General features: G+C 56.0%; 11 protein-coding genes and 1 pseudogene. 9 read left to right on the top strand and 3 right to left on the bottom strand.

Annotation, left to right across the window (positions count from 1 at the left end; all coding sequences use genetic code 11):
* The 3 genes and pseudogenes from HK108_RS04445 to HK108_RS04435 form a co-directional block, all read left to right on the top strand.
* Positions 1 to 263, top strand: a pseudogene (locus HK108_RS04445) (IS1634 family transposase); the annotation flags it as partial.
* Positions 264 to 874: 611 nt separating this feature from the next.
* Positions 875 to 2,161, top strand: coding sequence for a hypothetical protein (locus HK108_RS04440; RefSeq protein ID WP_181270620.1), 1,287 nt, complete (start codon positions 875 to 877; stop codon positions 2,159 to 2,161).
* Between the two features lie 98 nt (positions 2,162 to 2,259).
* Positions 2,260 to 2,715, top strand: coding sequence for a hypothetical protein (locus HK108_RS04435; RefSeq protein ID WP_181270619.1), 456 nt, complete (start codon positions 2,260 to 2,262; stop codon positions 2,713 to 2,715).
* Positions 2,716 to 2,973: 258 nt separating this feature from the next.
* Here HK108_RS04435 and HK108_RS04430 read toward each other — a convergent pair whose 3' ends face one another.
* Positions 2,974 to 3,627, bottom strand: coding sequence for a haloacid dehalogenase-like hydrolase (locus HK108_RS04430; protein WP_229663945.1), 654 nt, complete (start codon positions 3,625 to 3,627; stop codon positions 2,974 to 2,976).
* Between the two features lie 82 nt (positions 3,628 to 3,709).
* On the opposite strand from HK108_RS04430, the gene HK108_RS04425 reads away from it, so the two are divergent.
* Positions 3,710 to 4,336 carry a recombinase family protein gene (locus tag HK108_RS04425; RefSeq protein WP_181270618.1) on the top strand — a complete coding sequence of 209 codons (627 nt, stop codon included), beginning with the start codon at positions 3,710 to 3,712 and terminating at the stop codon, positions 4,334 to 4,336.
* Between the two features lie 86 nt (positions 4,337 to 4,422).
* Here HK108_RS04425 and HK108_RS04420 read toward each other — a convergent pair whose 3' ends face one another.
* Positions 4,423 to 5,073 carry a hypothetical protein gene (locus HK108_RS04420; protein WP_181270617.1) on the bottom strand — a complete coding sequence of 217 codons (651 nt, stop codon included), beginning with the start codon at positions 5,071 to 5,073 and terminating at the stop codon, positions 4,423 to 4,425.
* A gap of 767 nt (positions 5,074 to 5,840) precedes the next feature.
* Here HK108_RS04420 and HK108_RS04415 point away from each other — a divergent pair.
* The 4 genes from HK108_RS04415 (at position 5,841) to HK108_RS04400 (ending at position 9,291) form a co-directional block, all read left to right on the top strand.
* Complete coding sequence (locus HK108_RS04415) at positions 5,841 to 6,188, top strand: lactococcin 972 family bacteriocin (RefSeq protein ID WP_181270616.1); 348 nt, start codon at positions 5,841 to 5,843, stop codon at positions 6,186 to 6,188.
* A gap of 94 nt (positions 6,189 to 6,282) precedes the next feature.
* Complete coding sequence (locus tag HK108_RS04410) at positions 6,283 to 7,578, top strand: bacteriocin-associated integral membrane family protein (RefSeq protein WP_181270615.1); 1,296 nt, start codon at positions 6,283 to 6,285, stop codon at positions 7,576 to 7,578.
* Between the two features lies 1 nt (position 7,579).
* Positions 7,580 to 8,293 (top strand): ABC transporter ATP-binding protein, encoded by a 714-nt coding sequence (locus HK108_RS04405; RefSeq protein ID WP_229663944.1) that lies wholly within the window; start codon positions 7,580 to 7,582, stop codon positions 8,291 to 8,293.
* Positions 8,290 to 9,291 carry a bacteriocin-associated integral membrane family protein gene (locus HK108_RS04400; RefSeq protein ID WP_181270614.1) on the top strand — a complete coding sequence of 334 codons (1,002 nt, stop codon included), beginning with the start codon at positions 8,290 to 8,292 and terminating at the stop codon, positions 9,289 to 9,291. Before HK108_RS04405 ends, HK108_RS04400 begins: the two co-directional genes overlap by 4 nt.
* Before the next feature lie 52 nt (positions 9,292 to 9,343).
* Here HK108_RS04400 and HK108_RS04395 read toward each other — a convergent pair whose 3' ends face one another.
* Positions 9,344 to 9,955 carry a recombinase family protein gene (locus HK108_RS04395; protein WP_181270613.1) on the bottom strand — a complete coding sequence of 204 codons (612 nt, stop codon included), beginning with the start codon at positions 9,953 to 9,955 and terminating at the stop codon, positions 9,344 to 9,346.
* Positions 9,956 to 10,099: 144 nt separating this feature from the next.
* Here HK108_RS04395 and HK108_RS04390 point away from each other — a divergent pair, with 144 nt between their 5' ends.
* Complete coding sequence (locus HK108_RS04390; protein WP_258233213.1) at positions 10,100 to 10,501, top strand: transcriptional regulator; 402 nt, start codon at positions 10,100 to 10,102, stop codon at positions 10,499 to 10,501.
* Positions 10,502 to 10,514: the final 13 nt, after the last annotated feature.

Raw genomic sequence — 10,514 nt, 5'->3', positions numbered from 1 at the left:
TTCGAGCCCGCCCGATTTTCCATCGCACTCGTGACGCGATCGAGGCGCACCTGACGGTTGTGTTCACGGCGCTGGCTGTATCGAGGTTCATGCAGGAAGCGACGGGGATGTCCTTGAAGAAGATCGTGACCACGCTGCGGCCTCTTCGTGAGTTCGTGGGCGAGATCGATGGGCACGAGCTTGTGTTCCCTCCCGAACTTCCGCCATCGGCCGCGAAGTTGATCGAAAACGTGGAGAATTTCGGGCCCGTGCTGGGACACTAAAGTGAATCAACTCAGGTCGCAAAATCTCGCAGCTGCAGCGGCGTCTTTGGGCCTCGCAGACAGCTACGAGGACCTCGAAACCAAAGCGAAACGATGCGTCGCTCAACGGGTGACTGAAGTTGACAGTGCGGTGCTCAAGGAGAGTGCAAAGGAAAACATTGATGCTCTTCGCCTGCTGATCTGGCCCGGCAGCAAGGACCCTACTGTCTAACACTGCTGTACTTACCTCCCGCGGTCGACTTCTGTTAGACAATGTCATTCTGCTCCTCGCAAACGCAGCTCGCGATCGCACGGAGGTTGTCTAGACCGCGGTTGGCCGAGGCCGTCGTGGTTAGTGACAGCTCCCGGTTAGCCTCACTCCATAGCAAGTTCCGATACCAAGGCGTCTCATAACTTTCGTGTCTTGAAACCCATGCCTTCGAGTACAGTCCAGGTTGAGCTGAAGCGTCAACACTCAGCTCATACGAAGTGGCTCGACGCCGCGATGTTTCGCAGATTCCACCTTGCCCAGGCAAACAGATGCAACTTAACCCAGGAAACTACTAGGTGATTATGATGCTATGCTCAAATTCCAGGTCTGTTCCTGGATCCCCTCAAAAAACGGAGAATCTATGCGTAAGCGCATATCATTGCCTGCAATTGTTGCCTTGGCACTTGCATCGTCGATCGTTGCGATGCCCGCTTCAGCGACATCAAGCGAACCAAATATTGATTACAGCGATCACCTGGAGGTGACTGCCGGGTCCAGCAAACTGGAAGTCGCCAAGGAGGACGAAGGCACGACCTTCTACTCGCTTCCGGCAAAGAAGCTATCGGCGCGAAGCGCCTCAGCAGCCCCGCTGTCGGAAGTAGAAGCATACGAAGTGCGGAGTCCGTTTCAACTTGATAGTGAGATGGGTCCGGACGAAGTGACTGACTGGACCAAACCTGAGCAGTGGGACTCGTCCGAAGGTACTTCGGAGACCAAGGAGGTCACCGCGAAGCCACTGCCAACGATGAAGGCCACCGTGCCCCAGGTTTCCCGGATTGATACCAGCGATGGTTCAACAATTAAATGGCCTGAATCGGCAACTGGTGAAAAGACAGTGATTGTCAACGGAAACATTGTCGGGACAAGTGAGGGTAGCGAGATCGAGGTCGATTCTGAACTCCTCGACGAAGAGTCGACTGTGCAGGCGGCAAGCATCGACGAAAGCGGCCAGCCGGTCACGTACACGCTGCCGTCAGTCGAGGCAGCGAAGGCGAGTTCTAAGAAGGCCACTGTTTCCGCGGTTTCGCACAAGACTTTCATTCCGTACAAGTGGGTGCATCTCAAAGGTTTCAAGGGCCTGGGCTGCAGCGTCAACTCCGGTAAGCTCCCCAAAACTGACATCTACCATGCTGGTAATAACCGCAGTTACAAGTTACCGACAAGCTTGAGTACCGTGACGGCTGAGAAGAACTATAAAACCGCTATGCTGGCCCGGGTGGCCTGGGAAGGTCCAAACGGTGGAAAGAATATCCTCACCATGAAGGGCGTAGGGGCAACCAAGATGTATGACTTCAAGAAAAAGCATCTGGCCACTCGCACCGCCTCTTCGAAACACATGTATTTCAAAGACGCGACCAAAGGGTCAAGCCTCGCTCGCATCACCTTTGAAGTCGAGGTGGGGAATCCGTTCTGTGTGACTGGGGCGATCAAGCACCGGTCGAACTTCATCCTCCACCGATCGGGTGTCATTCAGGCCAGCGGCCAGGGCCGAGACGTACCAAATCACGAACTCGCAGGATTTGCTGCTTCGGGAAACAAATTCAAGTGGGGCTGGCTGAGCAAGTCGAAACTGAATAGTTTCGATTGCCTCATCTCTAACCGCAGTTGCAAACCGCAGAACTGGAACGGTAAGGTCACGCTCCCCTAACTCTAAGCGCTCTACGTTCCATTCAGGCACCGTCTCGCGCTGACGCAGTAAGTTTTATCGCAGCGCGGGGCGGCGCCACTAATACCGAAAGGACAGTTGTGCACAAGGAAAAGCACGCTCCGCTTTTTTACGTAGTAGCGACCTCAGCAATCGCGGCAATAATTCTATTCGCGACATCTTTCGCTTTTTTTAGCGAAGCGCCTAATTTTACTTCATCTCTGATATTCCTGATTTTGTTCGGACCGGTCGCGATTGTTTTTCTGATCGCGGAAGTGCTGATTTTCTCTCTCCCGGGCTTCAGCTTTGCTTGGCGGGTGAAGAAGAATGACTCGTTGATGACGTTTATTTGGTGTATTGGGGTTCCTGCGGTCGTCGCCTATGTACTGGGAACTGCCGGTGCTGGTCTGATGGATAGACGACGTGAGTACTTTTCGTATTTTGAGCTCTTTCAGTATTACAGCGCAATTCTTGCGTTGCCGACAATTGCTTTGTTCGTATCTGGAATAGTCTCGGTTCCTGTTCTTAGGCGTTCGAGGGCGCGCAAAGAGAAGTGACTCCCTTTCGTTGCTGAGGCGGGGGCGCCGGTGTGAAGCCGTATTCTGAGAGTTGTGCAAACGTCTTCTGAGATTGACATGCGGGGACGATCAGCGGCCCGAAAACGATCGTTTTCGCGACGTCCCATCTTCATCAGTGCATTCCTCAGCCTTTAGGCGGCTTCAATGTCGCACAAACGTGTACCAGAACCGGAAACGACCCTCGGACGGGAATTGACACAGCGTCTGTGAAATTGATTGCCCAACAGTGTTCTTGGTTCAAGACTCTTCGGTAATAGATATGCCCATTTCCCGGTAGCGTTCTCGAGTGCGTGCTGAAGCTCCGATAAGCACCACGCTTGAAGAGGCTTCTGCAGTGGGAAAGTCCGTCAAAGAATCGGTGATGAACTGTGCCTTTTCAATCGAAACACCAAGTTCGAGTAACGCAGCCAGTTTCCGTTCGCCCACACGATGGTCACGGACTGTCAGACCGTTCGCCCGCGAACTAAGGAGTGAAGCCGACAGCAAGTCGTAGGGGACTCTAGCGCCTTCGAGTAGTGCTTCAGCAAGACGTCTTTCAGAAGCCGTGGCGATGACAATCCGAGCGCCCTGGGCGTGTTGACGACGAATGCGGTGAACAGCTTCAGCGCGTATCCATTTCGGGTCACTGGCGAACTTTTGCCCCAGCTGCTCAGCCAGGGCGGTGTATTCCCCGTCTGTTATGCCATCCAGTGCGGTCTCAGCGATCCTGCGGGACAACGACGCCTTGCTCTCACCCGGCATTGTCAAGGCCGTCCAAACTGATCGAACTAGGCACAATGGGGAGCGGAAAAGTCGGTATGCGACAAGCGCGGTAAATGTGTCTTTGCGAGTAATCACACCGTCGAGGTCATACACCACCAACTCAGGCCCATCAGATCGCGCGCTACTCATAGCCACCAACGCTATCAAGCTCGGTGATGACGATGGATCGATGCTATGACAAGTCGCTGTCGGCGTGTGGTAATTGTGGGGTATGAGTTCGTCTCGCACCAGTTCCCGCAGGCTTGGTTATGGTCGGGTCCCTACCGTCGGTCAGAATCTCGAACAGCAGCTCGACTCCCTCAAACAAGCCGGATGTTCACGGGTGTTTTCCTACACTGGATCGGGAGCAAGCTCGGACCGGCCCGGAATCAAAGCTCTGCGCGACCACGTGCGCCCCTGTGACACAGTGTTAGTCACATCTCTCGACCGCTTGGGGCGCTCGATGTCGGGCATCCTCGGTCTCATCCACGAATTCGCCGAAGAAGACGTCTCCGTTGAGACGCTGGACGGCTTATCCACCGACCCTCGCAAGCCAGGGGGCAAGATCCTTCTCGCCGTCACAGCAGCAATGGCAGAGGTGGAGCGAGACCTCATCCTCGAACGCACCAACGCTGGTTTGAAGTCCGCACGCGCCAGAGGACGAACCGGTGGCCGTAAGCCCAGACTGGCGCCGTCACAGGAACAGGCGTTACTTTCCATCGTCGACGCCGGGCAGCAAAGCCTGACAGCCATAGCCGATGACTTCAACATCTCTTGGTCAACGCTCTACAGGGTCCTCGAGCGGCATCGGGACAAGTCAGGCGCCGGTCCTACCGTAAGCAGGCCAGGGCCTGACTGAAACGAAGAGTCCCGTCGACCACAATGCGGTGGAGGGTGGCACTGGTTAGCACCACCCTCTACCGCGTGCAACTACTCGGTCTCAGATTACTGTCTCTTCAGACCGGTGACTGTCACCTTCTTCGTCAACTGCACCGCTCGGTTCTTCGGCGACCAGGTCTGCCACTTGCCGTTGTACTTCACAGTTCCTTGTTTGTTGCCGGTGTGATACCACCTGATGCTCTTCCACTTTCCCGTTTTAGTTCCGGTTCCTTTGAAACCGTAGTAGTTGGCGCCACGCATACAAAAGAATCCCGATGCGGCGCTACAGCCTGGGCCTACGATTGAGATCTTGTGCGCTGAGATACCTGATTCACCTTTAGCAGCGACGACTTTCCCGTCGTCAGGATCTACCACGACTGTGGCCGGGACCCCTGATTCATCAATCTTCTTAACTTGATCGGGATCGGTGGTGGCTCCAGGTACGAGCTCGAGGGGATCGACTTCTTCGCCGCTTTCCAACAATTCGTCGACACGGTTACTTTCGCTCACGGGAGACGACTCAGTTTGCTGAATGCCGTCATCCGACGCTGCTACCGCAGGGCCGGCAGATATTCCAGTACCAGCAACTAATGCTAGTCCGCCAATTATCGAGATAAGCTTCCGCATGATCTTCTGTTCTATCAGGGAAGCGCGAAGTCCGGTGCTTCCTTCCGACTCCGTATCTCCTTGTTGGGGATTGTCATTACTTTCGAGCATCTGGCAGTAGTGGGAAACTTGCCGCTGATCGCCACGCGACTAGCCGACGTGTATATCCCAACAGCTGTGAACGTCTGCTCACGACGAGTCTACGGGAAGCCTTCAGCGTTTGGTTAGATGCGCCACAGGGAATTATCACTTCACGCCCACTCAAGCTAGGCCAAATTCCCAACCACATTTGGCTTAAAGGCAGCAAGCAGGGGTCTTGGTGGTAATGGAACAGGGTTGAGCGCTAAGCCCTGCTGGGTTTCGTTTCGGTGAGGGTTTTATGGACGACGCCGACGGAGATGCCAAGGCCAACGGCGATGGTCCGGATGGACTCACTACGGGTTCGGCGCGCGTGGTTCGCGGCCCGTTTGTCATCATCAATGACAGTGGGTCGCCCTCCCGGCGGGCTGCCACCCAAAATCCCTCCGCTAGCGCTCCGTGATTTCGGCTGCCCTTAAACATCACCCTGTCGCCAGCCGGCCCGCGAGAACCATGGAGGCCAGAGGCGGATTTCCTGGTCAGATCATCTCCGAGGGCGGTTCGCGCTCCACTAGAGAAGTGGCTCAGGTCACTCCAGCTGCCGAGTGAAAAGGGGTTGGAATCTCATCCTTTTAGGGGATGTGCTTTGCGAAAACTTCCGTTAGCGTGACTCAAAGGTCAATCCTGACCGTTCACTGAAGAATGATTGATAGAAACACGAGAGTGGAGTGAAGACTTCAAAGACGATAGCGACGGTTGTTCTCGCGCTTGCCCTGTCGGCAACTGGTGCGACTGGAGCAATGGCGAGTGACACCGCCTCCAGCAACGTCAGCGCCTCAAGCGAACAGGCAACCTCAGGTGAAGCCATTGTGCAAGATGAGGCAACCGGGGGAGGCTTCACTACCCAGGCGAAGAAGAGCCCGGGCGGCGGAACATGGAACTACGGTAGCGAGAAAGTGACGACGAAGGCCGGAAAGCAGAAGAAGTGCTACTCGCACTACTTCCACCGCACAAAGCGCCACTCTGGCACCGCAATCATCGGCTCCGTCAATGTGACGAAGACCGCGAGCAAGGGCAAATGGGCCAACGCAAACGCCTACGGCAAGAGGTCACAGACCTGCAAGACGAAGTGGAGCGCGAACGCGTAATCAAAGCCGTTCGAGTATTCTCACCCGAGCTGGGGTGAACCGAAGAGTCGGCTCACCCCAGCTCGGGTGATCTTCTGCTAATGATAGGAAACCTATGCGGATACCCTTCAAGGGTGGCATCAAGACTTTGGCGGCATTCGGGATAAAATCGTGTGCCGCGGGGGTGCTCATTGCCGTGACTGTCGGCCTCTTCAGCGCCTTCACGCTCGTTTCAGACGATGCTTCGGCGCTCAATGACTGGAGTGAAAGCACAGACTATGCCGTCTACTTCCCCCGAAGCAATGGAGACGACCTCCAAGCCATCAAGGACGGCACTGACGGGATCTCCAAAACCGTAGCCGAGCACATCTACCCCGAGCTTGACGATCGCGGAGGGATCTACGTCGAGGCAGCTGACATGGATGTTGTCGGAGACGACCCTGTGCTGCCCTATGTTCAGATGAGCGTGAACTCCAACTATCTTGAGAAGTATCCGATTCTCGATAGCTCGGGAAAACCCATCGTGGTTTCAAATGAAGAAACGGACTGGGTGATCGCTGTTCCTGAGTCTCTCAAGGACCGCGAGGATCTGATCCGGGACTATGTCCAGGAATCCCGCAATGGCCCATCCGACAGCGACGTCGAATACTCAGAAGCAAATGGCTACGAAGTCAGTGATGCAGTTCGCAAACAGAAAGTGCGCATCATCTGGACACAGACCGGCCAGGATCTGTTCACGTTTAACACCCAAATACGACCGGAAGAGGGCAACACGTTGCCTGATCCCATCGTCACGGTAATGACACGTTCGAACACCATCGCCAGCGACTGGGAGAACACGATCACCGGTGAAATCGACACTCCAATGAAGGTCAGAGTCGATGGAGACCCTGAGAAGGTCTACCAAGAGCTTCTGCCCCTGTTCGAGAAGTACGAACTCGATGACAACTTCACTGCACTCGTCTACCCTGCCGATGCAATCAACGAGCAGTTCTCCCTCTCATCTGAAGATGCACGTTGGTTGATCACTGCCGCAGTTGTGGCGGGAGCCCTGACCGTGGTCTTAAGCATCGTGGCTGTTGTAGTCGCCTATGAACGATGGCGTGTGTACTCAGCTATCCGCAGGCTCCACGGCTACTCCAGGCTTAAAAGCTTCGGGGAGGTCTTCGCAGGGCTCGCAATGTCCTGGTTGCTCCTCATCCCTGCCGCCCTGGTGGCAGCCACCAGTTTCTATGTTCTCGGAGGCCATGTGGCAATCCCAGAGTATTTCCATCCTCTGGTGCTTCTCGATGAATGGCCGACTCTGCTTGCTGTCACCGGCTCCGTTGTGCTCGTGGAAGCAGTCATAGCCATCACTGTTGTCACGGTCTTCGATCGCCGCCATCCCGCTCTCCGCCTCAAGGAAATCTGATATGCCCAGCCGTCAAGAAGTAGACCCTGTCGTTTTCGATAACGTCGAAAAGACCTACACCGGGCGGACTGTACTCAGTCACGCTAGTTTTTCTGTCAGCCCTGGGGAAATGGTCGCATTCACTGGGCCCAGCGGATCTGGGAAGTCGACAATCCTCAATCTCGCTGGACTCCTCGACTCTCCCGATGCGGGCGAAGTTCGACTTTTCGGCACCAAAGCACCACGGCCCCGCTCGCGAGATGCCACTCTGTTCTTGCGCCATCGCCTCGGGTACCTGTTCCAAAACTTCGCTCTCATTGACTCCGCAACGGTTCGCGAAAACCTGAAAGTCGCTTTGACCTACTCTTCCGACCGCAGCGATCACACAAAGCAGATCGCCCGCATTCTCGAGCGCGTGGGTCTGCCTGGATACGAGAATCGTCGCGTCTACTCTCTCTCCGGAGGGGAGCAGCAGAGAGTAGCCATCGCGCGTCTTTGGCTGAAACCATGCGAACTCGTCCTCGCCGACGAACCCACCGGATCACTCGATGAAAACAACCGCGATGAAATCGTCAAACTCCTGAGGGAAATGAGCGCCGACGGACGGACCATCCTCCTCGCAACGCATGACCTTCGGGTGGCTGAAATCTGTACTAGAACCGTAGAAGTCGCCTCCCTGAGTAAACCCAAACGAACATCAAACCAAGATGCAGGCCGCGAGGACGCACATTCGTGAGAAACTTCGTCGCGATCACCCTCTTCCTCACCTTCATCATCACAGCAGCTCTTGGACTGACCACCGAAATCAAGCGTGCGCAGGAAACCGCCACTGAGAATCTCACCCAGGACATGGCGGTCTTCATGTGGCCCCGCGATGTACCCGTCCAGGATCCCTCGGCGACAGAACGAATTCTCACTACCGCGGCGGATGAGAACAATGTCAATCTCGTAAGAAGAACCGTTCGCCAGGCAGATGGAAACGGCCTCGACCTCACCTACTACATTCGACTCAACCACTCAACGAAGATCTTTGACCGCGCAGGCCTCACAGGCGAAAACACGCTCACCAACTCCGAAACGCAGGCGACAGGGACAGTGCTGTCGACGAAACCCGGCGCTACGAAAGAGACTCCGCAGAGCCTCGCGAATAGCTACGACCTCACATTCCGCCCGTTAGAAGACATGTTCGCGAACCTCCCAGCAATTGGTGTCTACAAAGCCGAAACCGATAATCGCAGAGATTTCGAGGGCTTCCTTGGAGCGATCAGCCGGCAGGTGAATGAAGAGATCCTCGAAACAGATCCAGATGCAGCATTGACCACTCCTACCACGTTCGTTGAAGACACTGACGATGCAGTGGATGCCCAACCGTTGTCGACAACGCCCCTTCTAGCGCTTTCTGGAACCTTCGCCGCGCTGGTCATTGTGGCTACGATCGGTGCGCTAGCTCGCGACGCTGCAGCGCTGGGAGTGCAACGGTTGCACGGCTACTCCCTCATGCGAGCATGGTGGTCACGGCTAGGACTGAGAGGGGTGCTCAGCACTGGCACGGCCGCACTATTGTGCATCGCAGCGCTGCCATGGATACCTGGAATGGATATCGCAATCGCGGCGCGAGTTCTTGCAGTCCCATTCATCAGCACAACCGTGCTCACCGCAGCAGCTTCGCTGTCCGGGGTGCTGATCATCAACCGGGTCCGCGTCAGCGATCTTGTCAAAAAACGCTTCGCATGAAATCGACTGTCGTCACCTCGTTTGCTATTAAAGGATTGAGACGCTTAGTTCCTCAGGGATCGGGAGAATAGGCCCCGGCTCCTTTGAGTGCGTTGTAGAGAGTCTGCCGAGAGACCTCGTATCGACGGGCGACTTCGGCCACGGAGATCCCCATGTCGATCATCGCTCGGCAGGCTTGCACGTCCTCGTCGGTGAGCTTGCGCTGATAGACGCCTTGAGCTTTGGCCAGCTCGATCCCTTCACGCTGGCGCTCGAGGATCCGCGCACGCTCAAACTGTGCCATCCCCGATAGGAATGTCAGGAAGAGTTCCTGCATGGGGGAGCTGCCATCTTTGGACACAGTGATGTTCTCCGAGACGAAGGTGACGGTGCAGCCCTTCCCGGTGAGCGTGTCGACAAGCGAATAGAGATCTCGGGTGTCTCGCCCGAGTCGATCCAGCGAGGCGACACGAATATGGTCGCCCTCTCGTGCATAGTCGATGAGCTTGTTCAGGCCGGTCCGGTTGGCGCGGGACTTCCCGCTGAGCTTGTCCTCGAAGGTCTTATCGCACCAGCCGATGATCTCGTATTGCCGGCCAGGATTCTGATCGGCGCTGCTGACGCGCACGTAGCCAAGCGTCTGCCCGAAGAGAGCATCTGAGGGGTTCTCGGAGTCGGTAGGCATATCTGTCCAATCGGTGAAATCAGGACCCGTTTGACAGCATTCTTCCGGCCGGGATCTCGGATGTCAAAGGGGTATACCCATTAGGCAGTCTTCCGGCGAGATGGCTTGCGCTCCTCAGGCGACGAGAGTTTCTAATCGGTCTTCTTGGGCCTGAATCCTGGTGACTTGCCACATTGGCATGCGGCGACTACTGTTGCCAACATGGCAAGTGGATCTTCTGACCATGAGCGCGACGAAAGGCGAGTGTTCGACGAGGTGATTCACTCGCCCATCCGGTTGCAGGTGTGCGCTGTGCTGGCGGCCTCGGCAGATCCTGTTCGATTCTCAGAGGTTCAAACAGCTCTCGGCATCACCGACTCGCATCTGTCGAAGAACGTGCGGGTATTGCTCGACGCCGGGTACGTCGACCAGTCGAGCCGCTCTGCCCAAGCCGGGGCTCGTTCGCGCTCGGTCACCATGCTTGCCCTTACCGGTGAGGGGCGGGCAGCCTATCGAGGTCACGCCGCCTGGCTGGAGCACCTCACCCGCGCTCCTGCGCAGTCATAGAAGCACGCCGCAA

It is taken from the genome of Brevibacterium sediminis (assembly GCF_013623905.1).
In the GTDB taxonomy this organism is placed as follows: domain Bacteria; phylum Actinomycetota; class Actinomycetes; order Actinomycetales; family Brevibacteriaceae; genus Brevibacterium; species Brevibacterium sediminis.
The sequence above is the reverse complement of the archived record's forward strand: the minus strand, read 5'-3'. Positions and strand labels throughout refer to the sequence as shown.

What these genes read in the sequence shown, in the direction of transcription:
- HK108_RS04440 (WP_181270620.1), top strand. Translation starts at nt 875, where the DNA reads ATGCGTAAGCGCATATCATTGCCTGCAATTGTTGCCTTGGCACTTGCA.
- HK108_RS04430 (WP_229663945.1), bottom strand. Translation starts at nt 3,627, where the DNA reads ATGAGTAGCGCGCGATCTGATGGGCCTGAGTTGGTGGTGTATGACCTC.
- HK108_RS04425 (WP_181270618.1), top strand. Translation starts at nt 3,710, where the DNA reads ATGAGTTCGTCTCGCACCAGTTCCCGCAGGCTTGGTTATGGTCGGGTC.
- HK108_RS04420 (WP_181270617.1), bottom strand. Translation starts at nt 5,073, where the DNA reads ATGCTCGAAAGTAATGACAATCCCCAACAAGGAGATACGGAGTCGGAA.
- HK108_RS04415 (WP_181270616.1), top strand. Translation starts at nt 5,841, where the DNA reads ATGGCGAGTGACACCGCCTCCAGCAACGTCAGCGCCTCAAGCGAACAG.
- HK108_RS04410 (WP_181270615.1), top strand. Translation starts at nt 6,283, where the DNA reads ATGCGGATACCCTTCAAGGGTGGCATCAAGACTTTGGCGGCATTCGGG.
- HK108_RS04405 (WP_229663944.1), top strand. Translation starts at nt 7,580, where the DNA reads ATGCCCAGCCGTCAAGAAGTAGACCCTGTCGTTTTCGATAACGTCGAA.
- HK108_RS04395 (WP_181270613.1), bottom strand. Translation starts at nt 9,955, where the DNA reads ATGCCTACCGACTCCGAGAACCCCTCAGATGCTCTCTTCGGGCAGACG.